Origin of the sequence: Chryseobacterium sp. Marseille-Q3244 (genome assembly GCF_940807095.1) — a bacterium.
In the GTDB taxonomy this organism is placed as follows: domain Bacteria; phylum Bacteroidota; class Bacteroidia; order Flavobacteriales; family Weeksellaceae; genus Chryseobacterium.
Genome location: NZ_CALNWX010000001.1, coordinates 60,716 through 80,962, shown reverse-complemented (window position 1 = coordinate 80,962; position 20,247 = coordinate 60,716). Strand labels below are relative to the sequence as shown.

The 20,247-nt window shown below is 36.5% G+C and carries 15 protein-coding genes; 6 read left to right on the top strand and 9 right to left on the bottom strand.

Features of this window, described 5'->3' with window-relative positions; genetic code table 11:
- Positions 1 to 26 precede the first annotated feature (26 nt).
- The 5 genes from NBX25_RS00345 (at position 27) to NBX25_RS00325 (ending at position 8,460) form a co-directional block, all read left to right on the top strand.
- The gene (locus NBX25_RS00345) at positions 27 to 2,183 is read left to right on the top strand and encodes an endo-beta-N-acetylglucosaminidase H (RefSeq protein WP_250252241.1); all 2,157 of its coding nucleotides are present in this window, start codon (positions 27 to 29) and stop codon (positions 2,181 to 2,183) included.
- 62 nt (positions 2,184 to 2,245) lie between these two features.
- Positions 2,246 to 4,651, top strand: a complete 2,406-nt coding sequence (locus NBX25_RS00340; RefSeq protein ID WP_250252239.1) for an endo-beta-N-acetylglucosaminidase H — start codon at positions 2,246 to 2,248, stop codon at positions 4,649 to 4,651.
- Positions 4,652 to 4,769: 118 nt separating this feature from the next.
- Positions 4,770 to 5,633, top strand: a complete 864-nt coding sequence (locus tag NBX25_RS00335) for an ROK family protein (RefSeq protein WP_250252237.1) — start codon at positions 4,770 to 4,772, stop codon at positions 5,631 to 5,633.
- 21 nt (positions 5,634 to 5,654) lie between these two features.
- The gene (locus tag NBX25_RS00330; RefSeq protein ID WP_250252235.1) at positions 5,655 to 7,937 is read left to right on the top strand and encodes a GH92 family glycosyl hydrolase; all 2,283 of its coding nucleotides are present in this window, start codon (positions 5,655 to 5,657) and stop codon (positions 7,935 to 7,937) included.
- 25 nt (positions 7,938 to 7,962) lie between these two features.
- Complete coding sequence (locus tag NBX25_RS00325) at positions 7,963 to 8,460, top strand: cupin domain-containing protein (RefSeq protein WP_250252233.1); 498 nt, start codon at positions 7,963 to 7,965, stop codon at positions 8,458 to 8,460.
- A 320-nt stretch (positions 8,461 to 8,780) separates the two neighbouring features.
- Here NBX25_RS00325 and NBX25_RS00320 read toward each other — a convergent pair whose 3' ends face one another.
- The 5 genes from NBX25_RS00320 to NBX25_RS00300 form a co-directional block, all read right to left on the bottom strand.
- The gene (locus NBX25_RS00320) at positions 8,781 to 11,465 is read right to left on the bottom strand and encodes a TonB-dependent receptor domain-containing protein (protein ID WP_250252231.1); all 2,685 of its coding nucleotides are present in this window, start codon (positions 11,463 to 11,465) and stop codon (positions 8,781 to 8,783) included.
- Positions 11,466 to 11,532: 67 nt separating this feature from the next.
- Positions 11,533 to 11,895: a hypothetical protein gene (locus NBX25_RS00315; protein WP_164464418.1), complete on the bottom strand. Its 363-nt coding sequence runs from the start codon at positions 11,893 to 11,895 to the stop codon at positions 11,533 to 11,535.
- 19 nt (positions 11,896 to 11,914) lie between these two features.
- Positions 11,915 to 12,556: a hypothetical protein gene (locus NBX25_RS00310; RefSeq protein WP_250252229.1), complete on the bottom strand. Its 642-nt coding sequence runs from the start codon at positions 12,554 to 12,556 to the stop codon at positions 11,915 to 11,917.
- 82 nt (positions 12,557 to 12,638) lie between these two features.
- On the bottom strand, positions 12,639 to 13,325 hold the full coding sequence (locus NBX25_RS00305; RefSeq protein WP_002982671.1) for a response regulator transcription factor: 687 nt from the start codon (positions 13,323 to 13,325) through the stop codon (positions 12,639 to 12,641).
- A gap of 144 nt (positions 13,326 to 13,469) precedes the next feature.
- Positions 13,470 to 15,008, bottom strand: a complete 1,539-nt coding sequence (locus tag NBX25_RS00300) for a sensor histidine kinase (protein ID WP_123909328.1) — start codon at positions 15,006 to 15,008, stop codon at positions 13,470 to 13,472.
- A gap of 201 nt (positions 15,009 to 15,209) precedes the next feature.
- Between NBX25_RS00300 and NBX25_RS00295 the strand changes: the two genes are divergently transcribed.
- Complete coding sequence (locus NBX25_RS00295) at positions 15,210 to 15,695, top strand: SRPBCC family protein (RefSeq protein WP_123909327.1); 486 nt, start codon at positions 15,210 to 15,212, stop codon at positions 15,693 to 15,695.
- A gap of 332 nt (positions 15,696 to 16,027) precedes the next feature.
- Here the strand turns inward: NBX25_RS00295 and NBX25_RS00290 are convergent, their stop codons facing one another.
- From NBX25_RS00290 to NBX25_RS00275, 4 genes are all read right to left on the bottom strand, one after another.
- Entirely contained in the window at positions 16,028 to 16,366 is a 339-nt protein-coding gene (locus NBX25_RS00290) for a hypothetical protein (RefSeq protein ID WP_066694474.1), read from the bottom strand.
- 87 nt (positions 16,367 to 16,453) lie between these two features.
- A complete protein-coding gene (locus tag NBX25_RS00285; protein ID WP_250252227.1) occupies positions 16,454 to 18,499 on the bottom strand; it encodes a S9 family peptidase in 2,046 nt (681 codons plus the stop codon).
- A gap of 139 nt (positions 18,500 to 18,638) precedes the next feature.
- Positions 18,639 to 19,379 (bottom strand): uroporphyrinogen-III synthase, encoded by a 741-nt coding sequence (locus tag NBX25_RS00280; protein ID WP_034721908.1) that lies wholly within the window; start codon positions 19,377 to 19,379, stop codon positions 18,639 to 18,641.
- 11 nt (positions 19,380 to 19,390) lie between these two features.
- A complete protein-coding gene (locus NBX25_RS00275; protein WP_123909325.1) occupies positions 19,391 to 20,059 on the bottom strand; it encodes a DUF4271 domain-containing protein in 669 nt (222 codons plus the stop codon).
- Between the last annotated feature and the right edge of the window lie 188 nt (positions 20,060 to 20,247).

Genomic DNA, 20,247 nt, shown 5'->3' with positions numbered 1-20,247 from the left:
CCAAAACACCTTAAAAAAATTATACAATGAAAAAAAAATCCATCCTTACCGCACTGATGGCCATGGCGCTTCAGTCTGGTGCTTTTCTTAATGCACAACAGCTTAATCCTAAAGGAATATGCTATGTGGAAGTGAACAACAATAACCTCCTGAATGCAGGAGCATATAAACTGCAAACATCGAATAGTTACCTGTTCAATGTGGTCAATATTTTTGCGGCCAATATTAATTATGATACCAGCCGTGGAAGAGCCTATCTGTACTCTAATAATAATGTGACGAAGGTTCTTACCAATGCAGATACCTACATAAAGCCATTGCAGCAGAAAGGAATGAAAGTGGTCCTTACCATTCTGGGAAATCACCAGGGAGCAGGAATATGTAATTTTCCTACCCGTGAGGCAGCAAAAGACTTTGCATTACAATTAGCCAATACAGTAAATACTTATGGTCTGGATGGGATTGATTTTGATGATGAATATTCAGACTATGGAAATAATGGGACCGGGCAGCCTAATGACAGTTCCTTCGTAATGCTTGTTCAGGAACTAAGAGCATTACTTCCGGATAAAATCATTTCATTCTATTATTATGGAGATGCTGCTTCAAGACTTTCCTGGAACGGAGCCCGAGTAGGAGATAATATCAATTACAGCTGGAATGCGATGTACGGAACATTCTCCGCACCTAATGTTCCGCCTCTTACCAAAGCACAGATTTCTCCGGCAGCAGTATGGCTTGGGAATACTTCCAATTCTACTACCACCAGTCTGGCTACCCAAACAAAAAACGGGGGGTATGGATTATATCTTTGGTATGATCTTAAAGGAACCAATCAAACGTCACAACTTTCAGCAGGTACCCAGACATTATATGGTGAACCAACGGTTTTAAGCGGTACTTTACAATCATGGACCCAAGGAACCAATTGTGATGCTCCTATCGGATTATACACCAGCAATCTTACCGGAACAAGTGCGAAATTAAACTGGTCTACGGTAGGAACCAATACTTATGATATTGACTATAAACCAGCCTCGTCAACAACATGGACGAGTGCAGCTACAGCGGTTAACTCTAGTTCAATCACAGTTTCAGGACTAGCCGCTAATACCGAATACGATTGGAGAGTCAGAACAAACTGTAGCGTAAAAAGTACATATATGTTTGCTCCAAGATTCAATAGCGGATCTGGAACAACGACACCTACGGGTTCTTATGCTCTGTCTTTGGATGGAAGCACTGAATCCGGAGCAGCCGGAAATATGAACTTAAATGGTTCCACATTATCTTTCGAAGGCTGGATCAAACCTTCATCTTTTAAATCAGCATCCCCATACATCTCATCAATTATGGGAACGGAAGTAAGTGATAGCAATTCAGCGTTCTTGCGATTAGGAGATGCCAGCCTTGCCAATAATAAGCTTCAGTTTGTAATAAGTGTCAATAATGTACAGCAAAAACTAGCTTCTGCTACTGCTTTAAATGCCAATACATGGTACCATGTGGCAGCAACCTATGATGGAAGTACGATGAAACTTTATATCAATGGTGCTTTGGATGCAAGTAAAGCACAAACCGGAAATATAAGTTCCAACGGAGCTTTCAATGTAGGATATTTATATAACACTTCCAGAAACTTCAATGGTAAAATAGATGAGGTAAGAGTTTGGAAACGTGCATTGAGCCAGACGGAAATCAGTCAGAATATGTGTAATGTATCTGTTCCTGCCTCTTCCCTGGCAGCTTACTGGAAGTTTAACGAGGGGAACGGTTCTACCGTTCAGGATAGTTCAGGGAATGGTGTGACTCTAAGTTTGACAGGGGTAGATGCTTCCAACTGGGTAACTGATCTTCCATGTGCGACAGGGACTTCAAAATTATCAAGTAATACAATAGTTCAAAGAGGAATCAGTTCCGGAGAAATCAAAAGTAGTAATCAGATAAAATTGTATCCGAATCCTGTAAGCAAAGCTTCTTCATTTACGGTTTCAGTTCCTGATGAATACAACAAAGGAAAATTGACAATCTATGATTTTAACGGAAGAATGATAGACACAAAATCATTGAACACCGGAGATAATCATTATGAATCCTCAGGGCTTTCAACAGGAAATTATATCCTTCAGTTTGAATCCCAGAATGGAGGTAAAAAGCAGACCGAAAAATTAATAGTAAAATAATAAATCAGTCATTGGGTCTCAGGCCCAATGGCTTTTTCTCATTTTAATAAAATTAATAGACTATGAAAAAAAAATCCTTTCTTATTCCCCTGATGGCCCTGATGCTTCAAGCCGGGTCTCAACTCAAAGCCCAACAGCTCAATCCCTTGGGAGTATGTTATGTGGAGGTAAATAACAATAACATGCTGAATGCAGGTTCTTATACTCTACAAACCACCAACAGGCAGCTTTTTGATGTTGCTATTATCTTCGCTGCCAATATCAACTATGATGTTTCTAAAAGCAGAGCGTATATCTCAAATAATAATAACGTTACCAAAGTATTAAATGATGTAAATACCTATGTAAAACCTTTACAACAAAAAGGAATTAAGGTATTGCTGGACCTTTTAGGAAATCATCAGGGAGCTGGGATCTCCAATTTTCCTAATCGTGAAGCCGCCAAAGACTTTGCTTTACAGGTAGCTCATACAGTATATACTTATGGTTTAGATGGAGTGGATCTGGATGATGAATACGCAGGATATGGAAATAATGGGACAGGACAGCCTAATAACAGTTCTTTTGTAATGTTGCTGCAGGAGCTTAAAGCTGCAATGCCTGATAAGCTGATTACATTCTATTATTATGGACCTGCAACTTCAAGACAAACTTATAATGGGGATTTAGCAGGAAATTATATCAACTATAGCTGGAACGCTATGTATGGAACTTATGTTGCTCCAAATGTTCCTCCTCTTGATAAATCAAAACTCTCTCCTGCGGCAATTTGGATACAAAATTCAAATCCACAGTCTACTTCAGCGTCTACACTGGCATCTTTAGCTACCAGTACTAAAAATGACGGATATGGTGTATTTATGTGGTACGATTTAGGAGGAACCAATATGGCAAATTATCTAAGTACCGGTTCCAATATTCTTTATAATGAAGATACTCAATTAAGCGGACAATTGTATTCATGGAGCCAGGGCCAAACCTGTGATCCGCCATTAGGGTTGGATGTAAGTAATGTAACAGGAACTTCAGCTAAATTAAACTGGACTTCTAATGCTTCTCAAACTTATAATATTGATTATAAACCCGCCAATTCAACAACCTGGATCAATGTAGCAAGCAATTATTCAGGAGGTAATGTAGTCATCAATAATCTGACTATGAACACGGATTATGATTGGAGAATACAATCAAATTGCTCCCCAACTTTAACCAGTACCTACCTTTTTGCTCCAAGATTCAATTCCGGAAACGGATGTGCAACACCTTCGGGACTAGTATCAGGAAGCTATCTTGGAAATTCTGCTCAATTGTCATGGGATGCCGGAACTGCATCTTCTTATACATTACAGTACAAAACAACAGCAGCCACGTCATGGTCTGAAGTTCAGAATATATCAACCAATACTTATTTACTGCAAAATCTTACTCCTAATACAACTTATGTATGGAAAGTACAGGCAGCATGTAACGGAGGAACAACAAGTACTTATTCAGGAGAAGGATCTTTCAATAGTGGCTTTGCACCTGTGGTAAGTCCTGGTCCAAGATCACTTTCCTTTAACGGAAGCACAAATTACCTGAATGCCGGACAATTTAATTTAAGTGGAAATGCAGTAACGATTGAAGGATGGGTAAAAGTAAATGCTTTTAAAACAGCTTTCCCTAATATTTCATCAGTGCTTGGCATTGAAGTGGGAGATAATAATTCTGCAATGCTTAGATTTGGAGACGGCAACCTGGCGAATAATAAACTTCAGTTTATATTGAGCTTTGGTTCCTCACAGACGAAAATCAATACCAATACAGCATTTAATACCAATACATGGTATCATGTGGCGGCAACGTATGATGGAACAGCGATGAAATTGTATGTGAACGGTAATCTTGATGCAACTACACCTGTTACAGGTAACTTTACCGCCAATGGTATTCTTTATTTAGCAAGAAATTATGATAATTCCCGTGCGCTTAATGGTGCTTTGGATGAATTCAGAGTGTGGAAGAGAGCATTAACAGCCCAGGAAATTATGAATAACAGTTGTAACGTGGCAGCGTACTCACAAGGCCTGGAGGCCAACTGGAAAATGGATGAAGGAAGTGGAGCAGGAGCTTTGGATGCTACTGCAAATACTCACTTTGCCACATTGGTGAATATGAGTGATACCAATTGGAAAACAGAGGTTCCCTGCAACGCTTCATTGTCTGTACGAGATCTTGAATCTGTAAAAGAAAACAATACCGTTTATCCGAACCCCGTTAAAAGAGGAAGTGATATTCATTTTACAGGTATCGATAACTCCGGCGAAGTTTCATTCTATGATATTTCAGGGAAATTATTGAAAAAGCAGGAAATTAATCAAAATAATAACACAGTGAATACACAGGATTTAACCAGTGGTACTTATATTTACAAGATTACATCCTCAAAAAATAAAGTGGTATCATCAGGTAAAATCATCGTAAAATAAAAATCAGTTGATGAAGATTTTATCTGGAAAATAAAAGAGACTGTAAAGCAGGCAGACAAGCAGTATCTTGTTTGTCTGTTTTTTAAGTCAATAGAACAGCTTGAATTTAAAATAAAAAATGATGCAGAATATATTAGGAATCGATATTGGCGGCTCACATATTACATTGGCACAGGTAGATCCTGAAAAAAGAGAAATTATCACTTCAACGTATGTAAGAGAGCACGTTAATTCTTTTGATAATAAAGAAACCATTTTCTCAGCCTGGACTTCAGCTATTGAGAAAGCGGCCCATGATCTGGTGAAAGAAGATCTTTTACTTGGAATTGCTATGCCGGGGCCTTTCGACTATGAAAACGGAATCTCTCTAATGCAGCAAGGGAAATTTATTGATATATACCAGGTCAATATAAAAGAAGAACTGGAGAATAGATTATCCATTTCTTCAAAGCAGATTTATTTTGTAAATGATGCTGCTGCCTTTATGGAAGGAGAAGTATTTGGAGGCTGTGTTCAGGGTTTTAAAAGCATTTTTGGAGTAACACTGGGTACAGGATTGGGAACCACATTTTATAACGGAGAATTTGCGACCGATGAAGACTTATGGGACTCACCATTTAAAGACTCAATATGTGAAGATTACCTAGCTACACGCTGGTTTGTAAATAGGTATGAGAAACTTACCGGAGAGAAAATTTCAGGAACTAAAGATCTTTTGGATAAACCTTTAGAAATACAGCAAAAGATGTTTGATGAATATGCAGATTCTTTCTCCGATTTTATTGTAAAATATGTAGATCATTACAAACCGGAAGTTTTAGTTATAGGAGGAAATATCGCAAAAGCATATCCTTATTTTGAGCAAAGATTTATTCAGAATCTAATAAAGAATAATATTAACTTGCAGGTTAAAATTTCGGCCATCTTTGAAGATGCGGCCATTCTGGGAGCGGCCAGCTATGCATTAAAAAAGCTTATATAAATTAACAAACGAAACGATACAATGAAGTCTATTTTTTCTACTTGCTTTCTTTTATTACAGGCCTTAGTGTTTGGTCAGAATATATCTCCTGTAGATTATGTGAATCCATTGATGGGAACCCAATCCAAACCCTCATTATCCAACGGAAATACCTATCCGGCAGTTGGGCTTCCATGGGGGATGAATCTCTGGACGGCACAAACCGGAAAGATGGGTGACGGATGGGCCTACACTTACGATGCCGATAAAATAAAAGGATTCAAACAAACCCATCAACCCTCTCCCTGGATGAATGATTATGGCGCATTTTCCATCATGCCGGGAGTAGGAAAATTAAAATTTAAAGAAGACGACAGAGCAAGTTGGTTCAGTCATAAAGCTGAGGTTGCAACCCCTTATTTCTATAGTGTTTATTTAGCAGATATCAATGTAACTACAGAATTTACCCCTACGGAAAGAGCTTCTTTTTTCAAATTTGATTTCCCGAAAACAGATAGTGCATATATAGTTATTGATGCCCTGAATAAAGGTTCATACATCAAAATAGTACCCAAAGAAAGAAAAATTCTGGGGTATACTACCCGATATTCCACAGGGAAATATGAGAATTTTAAAAACTATTTTGTCATCCAGTTTGATAAAGACTTTGAACTGACAAAAACATGGAAAGATGATAACTTGGTGAATGATAAGTTGGAGATTACCAGCGATCATACCGGAGCAATAGTTGGCTTTAAACTGAAAAATAAAGAAACCGTTTATGCAAAAGTTGCCTCTTCATTCATTAGTTTTGAGCAGGCTGAGCTTAATCTTAAAAGAGAAATCGGGAACAGAAATTTTGATCAGGTAAAGACCGATGCTAAAAATATCTGGAATACAACTTTAGGAAAAATAGAAGTAAAAGGAGGAACAGATCAACAGATGAGAACCTTTTATTCCTCATTATACAGAACTTTATTCTTTCCTCAAAAATTATACGAGATCGATGCTCAGAATAAAATAAAGCACTGGAGTCCTTACAACGGAAAAATTACAGACGGGAGAATGTTTGCAGGAACAGGATTCTGGGACACTTTCCGCGCTTTATATCCTTTTCTGAATCTGGTATATCCAAGCATCAATGTAGAAATGCAGGAAGGATTAGCCAATGCTTATAAAGAAGGAGGATTTTTACCAGAGTGGAGCAGTCCGGGATATTCTGATATTATGATCGGAAACAATTCCGCTTCCGTAGTAGCAGATGCGTATATCAAAGGACTTCGCGGCTTTGATGTGGAAACCCTTTGGCAGGCAGTAAAACATGGTGCCAACAATGAAGGTCCGATGAAAGCAGTAGGACGTGCAGGAGTAAAATATTACAATGAATTAGGTTATGTTCCTTATGATGTAAAAATTAATGAGAATGCAGCCAGAACATTAGAATACGCTTATGATGATTTTGCAATCTATCAATTAGGAAAGGCATTAGGAAAACCTGCCTCAGAAATTGATATTTACAAAAAAAGAGCGTATAATTACAAAAATCTGTTTGATAAGGAAACAGGATTGATGCGTGGTAAAAATAAAGACGGTAATTTTCAGAAACCTTTCAATCCTTTTAAATGGGGAGATGCTTTTACAGAAGGCAATAGCTGGCATTATACCTGGTCGGTTTTCCAGGATATCAATGGTCTTTCAGAACTAATGGGCGGTAAAAAGAAATTTGAAGCCAAGTTGGATGAGGTATTTTCTTTACCACCGGTTTTTGATGACAGCTATTATGGTGGAGTGATCCATGAGATCAGAGAAATGCAGATTATGAATATGGGGCAGTATGCTCACGGAAATCAGCCTATTCAGCACATGATCTATCTGTACAATTATGCCGGGGCACCTTACAAAACTCAATATTGGGCAAGACAGGTAATGAACAAGCTGTATCAGGCTACTCCGGATGGTTATTGTGGAGACGAAGATAATGGGCAGACTTCCGCATGGTATATTTTCTCAGCATTAGGTTTTTATCCGGTAACACCGGCAACAGATCAATATGTGTTGGGAGCACCATTGTTTAAAGAAGCAACCATTCACCTGGAAAATGGCAAGAAAATTGAAATAAAAGCACCGGAAAATAATGCTGAAAATTTATATGTAAAATCATTGAATGTAAATCAGCAGCCTTATTCCAAAAATTGGTTAAGTCATAAAGAATTAATCAAAGGAGCGGTTTTAGACTTTAAAATGGATAGTAAACCGAATACTGACAGAGGAACGCAGGAAAAAGATTTCCCCTATTCAATGTCAAAAGAAGAGTCAGGTAAATAATTTTTAATTAAGAGAAAAAAGATATATGAGTACGGAAAAAAAAGAAATATTCGATAGAGTTGAAAAAACTTTGGAAACTCAGGGTTTTACAATTGCTGCAAAAGATGAAACCAGACCATGGGGAGGTTTTTTTGTAATAGATGAAACACAGGCACAGGATTTTGCCAACCAATACTTTGATGGAATTGATGTGGAGAACTTAAGAATAGGCGGGAAGCTAAGTCCAAAAATTCTTATTGTAGCTCCGGAAGCAAGATTAAGCTGGCAGTATCACCACAGAAGAGCAGAGATCTGGCAGGTTGTAGAAGGAACGGTAGGAATCAAAAGAAGTCCTACAGATGAAGAAGGAGAAATTGGAGAATACCATCCGAAAGATCAGGTCAAACTTCAACAGGGAGAAAGACACAGATTAATAGGTCTGTCAGGCTGGGGAATTGTAGCCGAAATCTGGCAGCATACCGATGCATCCAATCCTTCAGACGAAGATGATATCGTAAGAGTACAGGATGACTTTGGAAGATAAAATGAAAGAGCAGTATCAATTTTGATACTGCTCTTTTTATTGGGTAAGGAAGCAGGATGCTGGAAGAGGAGAGTTACTGTCAATTTTCATAACAGCTGTCCATTATTTTACCATCGAATTTATTGATCGAGATAGGTCTCCGGATTTTTGTAAAAATATATGAATACTTAAACCTATAAGGTTTTTTTGAAAGTTTTGATAATAAAAAAACAGCATCAATTTGATGCTGTTTTATATTTTCAAGGATTTTCTGAAATAGAAAAAGAAGTTATAAATATTTCAACTCAATAAACTGTCCAGCAGTATTTCAATCTCCCTCTTTAAAACGTTACGTCCAGTCCCACATAAAAGTTCGCTTTCATAATCGGAGCGTATACCATTCCGCCATCAAAATAGTTTCCGAATGGATTTCTAAAATCGATGATTGCATTTTTCTGGTAATAAGAAGTAAGATTTTCTCCACCTACGTAAGCCCTTAGCTTCTTATTGAAGTTTTTTGAGATCTGTGCATTCAGTACAGCATAAGAATTGGAATAGGTTGGTAACTGAAATTCTGCAGGATTACCAGCCATATTCGGAAGTCTTTGTTTTCCTACCCAGTTTAGCGTGGTATCAAAACTCCAGAATCCACCTTTATCGTTTTTGTTCGTAGAATAGGCAAGGTTTATAAAACCTCTGTGTTTTGCCATAAAAGGAACCTCTCTTCTTCCGCCGATATAGTCCGCCTGTACATCATAGTATTTATAAGCTAATCTTACATCAAAATTTTTGAAAGGAGTAAAATCCCATTGCGTTTGGAAGGAATTCGCAAATGATTTTCCTTCCAGGTTATAGAATGTAAGTTGTTGAGGAGATCGGTCTAAATCTACCAATACCTGATTCTGGAAATCGGTTCTGAAAAAATCAGCAATAATTGTGGATTTTCTTCCGAAAAGCTTGAACTCCTGTTGTAAGCTTGCTCCATAATTCCATGCAATTTCAGGCTTTAAACCATAAATGTTTCCTCCGTTTGGTAGAATATTAATTGCTCTGTTAGAGGCAAAATACTGCTGGCTTTCGGCAAAAACATTCGCTGTTCTGAATCCTCTTCCAGCAGAAAGTCTTAAAATAGTTTGCGGGGTAAAATCATATTTGAAATTCACTCTTGGTGTAAACTGAGTTCCTGCCAGGTTGTGGAAATCCACTCTGGTTCCGGCTACTAAAGTATATTTTAAACCTGTTAAAGTATATTCGGCAAAAATTCCCGGAACAATTTCATTTCTCTTAATATTGTCCGTTAAATATGTCTCCTCATAACCATCATACAGGAAACTAGCTCCCGCTTTATATTTATGATTGGTATTTCCAAGGATGCTCTCAAAAATTAAATTTGAATAATATGTATGCTGTTTTCCTGAATAATTTCTCAATCCAAAGAAACTGTCCTGCTGGTGGTATACATATTGATTCATCCAACCAATACTCTGGTAAGGTTTTCCTTCAAAAACATATCCTGTTTTATTCCAAACCTGAAATCTTGAGATATCAATTCCTACCCCATAAGCAGATTGTTTATCCTGAGCCAGTTTCTTGTCAAAAGCAGTTTGACCTGCAGTTCTTTCATCTCTGATGAAATTAATTCCAAAATGAGATCCAAATCCTGATTTTTCCAGGTCATTATAGTTAAGAAGGTAAGCCGCATTGATCTGCGTTCCTTTTGGTCTGTCAAGAAAGCCATCATCATTCATATCCGTATTTCCAAACGTTCCGTTTCCGTGAAGAAGGAAAGTCTGTGACCATTTATCATTAATGGGAGATACACTGGTAATATTTGCCTCAGCTCTTCCGTTAAAATCAGAAAAAAGGTTCAGGGAAGTTTCCGGAGTTTTGGCATTCTTCAACAATTCAGTGTTGATCTGCCCTGTAATACTTTCATAACCGTTGGTTACTGTACTTCCGCCTTTCGTTAGCTGAATACTTTCAATCCATCTTCCGGGAATGAAATTTAATCCATAAGCCGAAGCCAATCCTCTGATCTCAGGGAGCTGCTCTTTTGTTAAGCTTGTATATTTTTGATCCAGACCCAGCATTTTTAGCTGTTTCGTTCCTGTTACAGCATTGCTGAATGATACATCTACAGTGGCATTCGTTTCAAAGCTTTCAGATAAATTGCAACATGCCGCTTTTAATAGTTCTTTTTTATCAATATTAAAAACTAATCCTGCTTCTTTCTTGTTTAAAGAAGTAGCGGCTTTAGAACCTGTTACTACAACACCGTCAATACTCTTTTCATGCTTGCTGTGAGCATCATTGTCAGATGGAGCTGATTGATTTTCATGTTTAGCTTCTTCATAATGAACTTTTGGATTGGCTTCTCCAAAGGTAAAATCTCTGTCATACAGGCAACATCCGGGAAGACCATTGTAAGTAGCATCCAAAGCCTTGTATTTTTCATTATCATGCCCTGCATCGGCAATTGCTTTTAAGATTGTATCCGATGAAGTTTTTGCAGCATCAAAATGTAAAGTAACCGTTTGTTTTTCTGCACTCCATTCCGCGGAATCTGCTCCTGCTCCCTGAGCTGCTTTTTCAATTCTTGCTTTGCATGAAGCACAGTTTCCTCTTACGTAAAATTCATTTTCTTTTTTGGCTGCAGGATGATGCTCATGATGTTCAGCTGCAGCTTGAGTAGGTTGTAAATCTCTCTCGTATAGACAACATCCCGGCAGGTTTTTGTAAACATCATCAGAAGCTTTAAATTTTTCATTATCATGACCTGCTTCCGCTACTTTTTTTAGAACTTCATCTGTGGAAACCTTATCCGTTTCTAAAGTCAATGTTTGAAGGTCAATAGAATAAACAGCCGTTTTTGCGCCTGCCTTTTTAGCGGCACCTTCAATTCTTGTTTTGCACATTTCGCAGTTCCCTTTTACTTTGAACTGGTTTTTCTGAAGATTTTGAGCGTATATAAATTGAGTAAATAAGAATAATGCACCAAGTATCAACCTGGAAATATATAATTTCATTTGTTTAAAATTTAGATTAAATAAAATACGGTTCGCTATAGAATATAACGAACTCACAATGTTTTAATTAACCTATTTTAGGCGGCTGCCAGATTTCCTTTAAACGGTCTGAAAGATAAGGGTCTGAATATTGAAACTGAGGATTCTTATTGGCTTTGTAATAAGACAGTTCCAAACGCAGGTTTTTTGAAAAAGGGGTCTCAATAAAAGTATAGCAGGCAATACATGATGAGCAGCAATCGTCATTACATGACTTTGTCGCATCATCTTTACCCTCTTTTTTTGAAGAATGATTTTTACAACAGTCACTCTTCTTTCCGGACTCTGCCTTGCAGCAGGTTTCCTGCATAGATTGAGCATAGAAGCCGTCCTTAGGAACCAAAAAGATTCCCAAACAAAATACTATTGCCAGTAGGTGAAACAGCTTCATATCTGCAAAAATACAAAATTTATGGCAAAGGATCACCAACTTTTAGAGAACAGCTATGCCAAGGTTCCCCATGAGCAGGGTTTACTTTGGGTTTTTCTCCCATAGCCAGATTTTGTGAAGCCACCTGAGCAGGGGTTGGTGTAGGGGTAACCTGGATGTTATTTTGAACCGTTTGCTGAGCCGGAGCCGGTTTACTGCTCAAAGGTTGTCCAACAGGAATATCACATCGGTGTCCCGGTTGCCCATGTGGTGGGTTCATTCCCGGAGCTGTTTTCCCGGGTTTAGCATTGTCCATCGTTATTTTCGCTGGAGATGCTGAACTAGGGTCAATTTGAATGGCATTGTTAGCACCTACGCTGATATTTTGTGAAGCAGGAGTAGCTGCAGGCTGGCTGTTTAAAGGCTGTCCAACAGGAATATCACATCGGTGCCCCGGTTGTCCGTGCGCAGGATTCATTCCCGGAGCAGTGGCCATAGCAACCGTTGCCGGATTGGATTGAACTCCCGCCTGATCCATTAATGAAACTTTTGGGGTATTATTGATAGCTACAGAAGATTGCTGAGAACCAGCCTCTTCTTTTAAATAAGTTGCTTTTTCATCTTTCTTACAAGAGACAGCTAATATTGATACAGAGATCAAACCTAAAAACGTATTTTTCATATCCTTGATGGGGTATGAAACAAAATTAGCAAAACATTTTCAATTGTTTTGCTAATTTTATATTTATAATACGGTTTTTAGATTAATTTTTTACAAGAAGTCTAAATCCTTCACCGTGAACGTTGATAATTTCTAATCCTTCGTCATCTTTCAATAATTTACGAAGCTTGGCAATATACACGTCCATACTTCTTGCCGTAAAGTAATTTTCCTTTTTCCAGATCTTTCTAAGAGCAAGGTCTCTTGGCATGAAATCGTTTCTGTGGATGCAAAGAAGTTTCAATAATTCGTTTTCTTTTGGAGAAAGCTTATATTCTTTATCACCCACCTTCAGCTGTCTCAGCATAGAATCGAAAAAGATATTACTGATCTTAAATTGCTCCTGTTCCTCATTTTCCAGGGTAGAGCTTCTTTGAAGAATTGCTTTGATTTTGTATAAAAGAAGTTCCGTATCAAATGGTTTCGTGATGTAATCATCAGCTCCCAGTTGGTACCCTTTAAGGATATCTTCTCTCATATTTCTTGCTGTAAGGAATATGATCGGTGTATTTTTATCAATCTTTTTTACATCTTCAGCCAATGAAAACCCGTCTTTCTTAGGCATCATGACATCAAATATACAGATGTCGAATTCATTTTCCGTAAATTCTTTCAATCCCTGTTCTCCATCAGTAGCAAGGGTTACTTCAAAATTATTGATTGTTAAATAATCTTTAAGCACCGCCCCGAAACTCTGATCGTCCTCTACTAATAATATTCTGTTGCTCATAACTTTTACTAATTAATAATTAACAATTAAGAATGAACTATCTCACTCTCACTCTTCTTATATTTTGTTTTTTGGTTCTTTATTTTATAATTGATGGGTATAATTCATTAATCTGGTATTATTCATCAATCAATACTTATATATTTATCCCATTGGAAGTTTTATCGTAAACGTACTTCCAGTTCCTTTGTTGGATTCTACGATAATCTGTCCTTTGTGCAGTTCTACAATCTTTTTAACATAGGAAAGGCCTAATCCCTGTCCTTTTACGTTGTGAATATTTCCGGTTTCTTCCCTGAAGAATTTCTCGAAAATTTTTGTTTTATTCTGGGTTTCCATTCCCATTCCTTTATCTGAGATCTCAATAACATACCAATGGCCCTCATTTTTAGTTTCTACATGAATTTCCGGCGCTTCGGGAGAATACTTGTTAGCATTATCCAGTAAATTCACCAGCATATTCGAGATGTGGAATTCATCAATTTTAAAATTATAATGAGTGGCATTGAATTGTTGAGTCAGGGTACCATTTCTCTGTTGTACGATCAGATTAAAAGATTCTGTTGTTCTCTGGATCAATTCCCTGACATTGGTTTCCTTTAGGAAGAGTTCTACCTCATTTCTTTCAAGTTTAGACATATTCAGGACATTTTCCACCTGCTTTTTCATTCTCAGATTTTCTTGCTTAATCAATTCCGAATAGTATTTTACTTTATCCGGGTTGGTCGCAATTTTGTCATTCGCTAATGAATCCGTTGCGACGGAAATAGTTGCGAGCGGTGTCTTAAATTCATGAGACATATTATTGATGAAGTCTGTTTTCACTTCAGCAAGTTTTTTCTGTCTCATCATATAATTGATAGAAATGATATAAATTCCAAGAATCGTAAGCAATGAAAGGAAAGTTCCCAGGAGCATCGGCCAGTTGTTCATCGCCAAAGCATATTCCTTTTTAGGGAAGACTAAAGCAAGATTGTATAAAGTATTGTATTTTTTATCTGTGAAAAGAGGATAGCTATAGGTATTGCTGTCTTTCTTTTCTTTGTAAGCCTTATTGGCAATGGAGGTAAGTTTATTGTCTTTATCAATAATTCCATACCCAAACTTTGCTGTAATCCCTCTGATTTTCAATTCTTTTGTGATCACTGAATCAAGAGTGGCCGGGCTTACCCTTTGTGCAATAGGTAAATTGTTTCCATATACCTTTACAAACTCTTTTACGGCATAATCCCCGGTTTCAATATCCTGATTGATATCCGAGGTAAGAATTTCGCGGTTGGTGGTATCTCTTTTTATTTTATAAGCGGCTTCATCAGTATATAAAGTTGTCAGCTTTACAGAGTCTCCTTTTTTAGAAATAGGAAGCTGTGCATTGGAAATAATATTTTTGGAATAAATAATTTGTCTCTGAGTCCCGGAATCCTCTACCTGTTGAATAGTGGTAAGTGAGGGGTTCTTACTGTTGGCAAGGATCGTACTTCTGTTATCCTTGGTAAGATATTTGTCGGCTTCAATTTCTTCAATTGTTTTTGATGTACTTTCTAAAACAGAATAAACTTTATTGGAAAAGTCCTGTTCCAGTACACCGTAATAGCCTTTCAGCCAATAAAATTGGAGCGTAACAAAGACAATCAGTGAGATCGTCATAAACACCGAAATTATTGGGATGAATTTATTATTCATTATTTAATTGTATATGTTTTGGAAAAATGAATGTTAAAATTAATTGTTTTAAGACTACGTAAACAAAAAACGAGCCAAAAAATTATGTTTTTTTTCTTAAAAGATAGTTTTTTAACAATTATTTATGAATTATTGTTTACTTGTCATAGGAAAAGTCCTTTCTGTAAATAAAGCGCTAACTTTATTTAAAATTATTACTTTATGGAATCTAATATCATTTTCAACAAAGATTTTGACTCGAAAAGCGTGTATGTAATGAATATTTACAACACTGATGTTTCGAAAGTATGGAATTATTTTACCCAATCCGAATTATTGGATCAGTGGTGGGGCCCCAGACCCTGGAAGTGCGAAACAGTAAAACAGGATTTTAAAGAAAACGGGATCTGGCTTTATGCAATGGTAGGTCCGAATGGTGAAAAAGGATATTCTCAATCCCAATATGGGGAGATTATAGAACATAGAAGTTTTGATTGGACCAGTGCTTTCTGTAATGAAAACGGAGAAGTGAACGAAGAAGCCCCAAGATCAAAATGGCTGATTGGTTTTACAGGAGTAGAAGAAGGAACAAAAGTAACGGTAAATATTCACTATCAGTCCGAAGAAGTAATGAAAAAAATGCTGGATATGGGTTTTGAAGAAGGTTTTAAAATGGGATTGGGTCAACTAAAGGAAATTATTGGGTGATAGGATAGTAAAAATGTGATGATAGATCATAAATTTTATGATATGAAAATAGGGTACTTCAATTGAGGTACCCTATTTAATGAAATATGGAGTAAAAAATGTTTCGCATTATTTCAGACTTAGAGTTTTGTATGCTCATGAAAGTTTCTTCTATAAAATGGTGAAATTCAGATATAATCAATCGGTAACGAAATAATTTTGGGGGTTGATTTTATTCAAAAAAAATAGAGACAAGTTTTATTTGTCTCTATTTATATAAGGAAATATGGCGTTTTTTAATTAATTATGATATAGTTTCATTATTAAATTTTCAAAATACCATGTTTTCACATTTAAATAAGTTCCTCTTCCTGAAAGTACTGAATAATAGCCTTTTTCATAAGCAAGGTCTGCTCATTAGGCTTTAATTCCGGAAGATCTTCCAGCTTATCAAACTGGGGCCACCCATCTTCATAGTGAGTGAATTTATAATATCCAAAAGGTTCAAGCAATCTGCAAACTGCAATATGGATAAGGTTTACTTTATCTTCTTTCGTATATTTTTGTTGTCCACTGCCCAATTCCTGTAGACCAATTAAAAACAGTAACGTTTCAATGGGCGGATTTTTCTCGGTTTGGAAATTATCTTCGAAAAACTGTTCTATTTTTTTCCAATATTCGGACTCGTTCATATAATTTACATTATTAATGTTTTGATTCCTCTTCTCATTTCATTTGTAAAGGAGGAAAGTTATTTTCAAAGTTTCGTCAACTTTGTTTTATTCTTTATTATCAATCTTCAATAAGAATGCATATTCTAATGCATCTTCTTTCAGAGATTCAAATCTTCCACTGGCACCTCCGTGTCCTGAACTCATATCTGTTTTAAAAACCAGGATATTGTTGTCTGTCTTTAATTCTCTAAGCTTGGCTGTCCATTTTGCTGGCTCCCAATACTGTACCTGGGAATCATGGAATCCTGTTGTGATAAGGATATTTGGATAGTCTTTAGCTTCTACATTATCATAAGGAGAATACTCTTTCATATAATGATAATATTCTTTGTCATTTGGATTTCCCCATTCATCATATTCTCCGGTCGTTAATGGGATTGTATCATCCAGCATTGTAGTCACAACATCTACAAACGGAACCTGTGCAACAATTCCATTGAATAATTGTGGTTCATAATTGACAACGGCTCCTACCAAAAGTCCTCCTGCGCTTCCACCCATTGCATATAAATGCTTGGATGAAGTATAGTTTTCCTTTATCAGATATTTTCCTGCATCAATGAAATCGAAGAAAGTATTTTTCTTGAATAGCATTTTTCCATCCTCATACCATTCTCTTCCCAGATATTCACCACCACGGATATGAGCAATAGCATAAATAAAACCACGATCAAGAATAGAAAGTCTTACATTGGAGAAACTGGCGTCTACAGTGTGTCCATAACTTCCATATCCATAAAGTAGAAGGGGAGTGTCTGCTGATTTTTTGGTGTCCTTATGATACACCAGAGAAATGGGGATTTTGGTTTCTCCATCTCTGGAATCTGCCCAGATTCTTTCGGATATATAATTTTCCGGGAAGAATTTTCCACCTAAAACCTCTTGTTGTTTCAGAAGTTTTGTGGTTTTATCTTTCATGTTATACTCATATGTAGAACCAGGTTGAGTAAGGGAAGTGTAGCCATAACGTAACACCTCTGTGTCAAATTCAAGGTTGATTCCTATATAAGCAGTATAAGTTGGATCAGAGAATGGCAGGTAATAAGACTCCTTGGTTTTTTCATCAATAATTTTGATTTGAAGCAGCCCTTTTTCTCTTTCTTCCAAAACCAGATATTCTTTGAAAATCTCAAACCCTTCCAGCAAAACTTGAGCGCGGTGAGGGATAACATCTATCCAGTTTTCCTTACTGCATTGGTCAATCTTTGTTTTTACGATTTTGAAGTTCGTAGCATCATCAGCATTGGTGATAATGTAGAATTCATCTTCATAATGTTCTACGGAATATTCAAGATCATCTATTCTTGGCTGGATAACTTTCCAGTCTACAAAAACATTGTCTGCAGGAATAAAATGATGCTCATCAGAAATCGTGCTTGAACTTGCAATAAAAATATATTGTAAGGATTTTGTTTTAAATACGTTTACATCAAAAGTATCATCCTTCTCATGGAAGATAAGGACATCCTCAGAAGAATCGGTTCCCAGTGTATGTCTGTACACCTGGAATGCACGGAGGCTTTTATCTTTTCTTATATAGAAAACATGTTGATTGTCATTCGCCCAAACTGCCTTTCCTGTAGTATTGAGTATTTTATCAGGAAGAATCTCGCCGGTCTTTAAGTTTTTAAAATTTAAAGTATAGATTCTTCTTCCTACATTGTCCGAAGAAAAAGAAGTCAGTTCGTTGTTTGGGCTTACTGCTACACTCCCCACTTCAAAGAAATCTTCACCTTCTGCTAAAATATTTACGTCAAGTATAATTTCCTCTTCGTTATCCATGCTTTCATGCTTTCTACAGAAAATAGGATATTCTTTGCCTTCTTCATAGCGTACAATATACCAGTATCCGTTAAAGAAATATGGTAGTGATTCGTCATCCTTTTTATAACGGGCTTTCATTTCTTCGAAGAGTTCTTCCTGAAGTTCTTCAGTGTCTTTCATGATGAATTCTTCGTAAGCATTTTCTTCTTCAAGATATTGAATGACTTCCGGGTTTTCCCTTTCATTAAGCCAGAAGTAATGATCTGCTCTTATGTCGCCGTGGGTTTCTAGTATTTTTTCTATTTTTTTTGCCTGTGGAGCTTTCATCAGAATATTTTAATTTTTATACGCTCAGAACTGCTTCTGAGAACATACTATTCAATGTTAATTTTTGTTCAAATGTAGTTAAAAAAAAACCATCTTTCCTTTATTGGAGAGATGGTTAGCTTTATTTTTGTATTAAAGGCTATTTGTGTAGCGCTTTAATATATTTTTCTAGAGCCATGGTCATAGAAGGTGTTTCCTTCGTAGGAGCCATTAGGTCTACTTTTAATCCTGCTTCTTCTGCAGCAGCTAAAGTAGTATTTCCGAAAACTCCGATCTTTGTTTCATCCTGCTTGAAGTCTGGGAAATTCTGCTGTAGAGACTTGATTCCCTGTGGGCTGAAGAAGATCAACATGTCATAATCTTTAATGTTGATGTCTGTCAGGTCACTGCATACGGTACGGTACATGATTGCTCTTGTCCATTCTACGTTGGCAGAATCCAAAGTTTTTACAATATCCGGACTTAAAACATCTGAAGATGGCAACAGATACTTTTCAGTAGGAAACTTCTTGAACAGAGGAAGAAGATCTGAGAAGTTTTTCTCCCCAAAGCTGATTTTTCTTTTTCTGTACACGATGTGTTTCTGAAGATAGTTGGCAATTGCTTCCGACTGGCAGATATATCTCATTGTATCCGGCACTGCGAAACGTAATTCTTCCGCAAGTCTGAAGTAATGGTCAATAGCATTTTTACTGGTAAAAATAATACCGGTGTATTGCGTCAGATCTATTTTCTGAGTTCTGAGTTCTTTATTGTCAACCCCTTCGACGTGGATAAATGGACGGAAATCAATCTTTATTTTTTCCTTCTTCGCTATATCCAGATATGGAGAAGACTCACTAGGCGCTGGTTGAGAAACCAATATAGACTTTATTCTCATCTTTGACTTTATTAAAAAAATAACAACTTCCAAAGCAGTAATAATGGTGCGATTTGGAGCGTGCAAATATACAAAAATTTATAATACCATTTCTCGGGAAGAATCTTGTTCTTGTGAAATAAATAGAAAAAAACTTTGAAAATGAATACAAAAGAAAAGAAGAAGAAATAATAGATGAAGATTTTATTTCTGTCTACAGGGAAGTAATAGTGGCTAACACACAGAATTATCAACAAAAAAGACAGGATAAAATAAAATTTTGTGGAAGTGAAATAGAAAATAGTCCATTTTTTTCCATCACCTATACTTTGATAAAATAAAAAACCTAATGTAGATTTTATCAGATAAAAAAACATAACCGCCAGCAGAGTATATCCAAACTTATTAAGCTGATATCCCAAAATATGCAGATCTGCAATGAATTTAGGAACTACCGGAATATACTGAGAGATTAGGGCTGATAAAGTAAGAGTAGTTACGCAGGATGTGATAATCCAGCTCGGAAGGTTATTGCTTGCATCAAAATACTTTTGAAGCAGGAAGTCTTTAAGACTGGCATCTCTTTCTACAATGTTCATCATAAAAACATATAAAAATATACAGCCTATAAGTATAAAAATGACCCAATCATTGTTCTCAGGTATTCTTACATAATTGATGTAGTTTGGTGATGATGGCAAATTTTAAGTTTTTTTATTTTTTTATTTAACTATAAATAACACAACTTGGCATAGAATTTCTTTATTGCTTCATCTGTTAAATCTAATCTTAAACACTTTTTTCATTGATTTTTATACATCATTCACAACTGCGCAAAACAATCTTAGTCTGATCCACGAATCTTTGAAAAAGTTTTTTGCAAAATTAT

Excerpts from the sequence above, each read along its gene's own strand:
- NBX25_RS00295 (WP_123909327.1), top strand. The coding sequence starts at position 15,210 with ATGGAATCTAATATCATTTTCAACAAAGATTTTGACTCGAAAAGCGTG.
- NBX25_RS00345 (WP_250252241.1), top strand. The coding sequence starts at position 27 with ATGAAAAAAAAATCCATCCTTACCGCACTGATGGCCATGGCGCTTCAG.
- NBX25_RS00285 (WP_250252227.1), bottom strand. The coding sequence starts at position 18,499 with ATGAAAGCTCCACAGGCAAAAAAAATAGAAAAAATACTAGAAACCCAC.
- NBX25_RS00280 (WP_034721908.1), bottom strand. The coding sequence starts at position 19,379 with ATGAGAATAAAGTCTATATTGGTTTCTCAACCAGCGCCTAGTGAGTCT.
- NBX25_RS00290 (WP_066694474.1), bottom strand. The coding sequence starts at position 16,366 with ATGAACGAGTCCGAATATTGGAAAAAAATAGAACAGTTTTTCGAAGAT.
- NBX25_RS00305 (WP_002982671.1), bottom strand. The coding sequence starts at position 13,325 with ATGAGCAACAGAATATTATTAGTAGAGGACGATCAGAGTTTCGGGGCG.
- NBX25_RS00300 (WP_123909328.1), bottom strand. The coding sequence starts at position 15,008 with ATGAATAATAAATTCATCCCAATAATTTCGGTGTTTATGACGATCTCA.
- NBX25_RS00325 (WP_250252233.1), top strand. The coding sequence starts at position 7,963 with ATGAGTACGGAAAAAAAAGAAATATTCGATAGAGTTGAAAAAACTTTG.
- NBX25_RS00330 (WP_250252235.1), top strand. The coding sequence starts at position 5,655 with ATGAAGTCTATTTTTTCTACTTGCTTTCTTTTATTACAGGCCTTAGTG.
- NBX25_RS00320 (WP_250252231.1), bottom strand. The coding sequence starts at position 11,465 with ATGAAATTATATATTTCCAGGTTGATACTTGGTGCATTATTCTTATTT.
- NBX25_RS00310 (WP_250252229.1), bottom strand. The coding sequence starts at position 12,556 with ATGAAAAATACGTTTTTAGGTTTGATCTCTGTATCAATATTAGCTGTC.
- NBX25_RS00335 (WP_250252237.1), top strand. The coding sequence starts at position 4,770 with ATGATGCAGAATATATTAGGAATCGATATTGGCGGCTCACATATTACA.
- NBX25_RS00315 (WP_164464418.1), bottom strand. The coding sequence starts at position 11,895 with ATGAAGCTGTTTCACCTACTGGCAATAGTATTTTGTTTGGGAATCTTT.
- NBX25_RS00340 (WP_250252239.1), top strand. The coding sequence starts at position 2,246 with ATGAAAAAAAAATCCTTTCTTATTCCCCTGATGGCCCTGATGCTTCAA.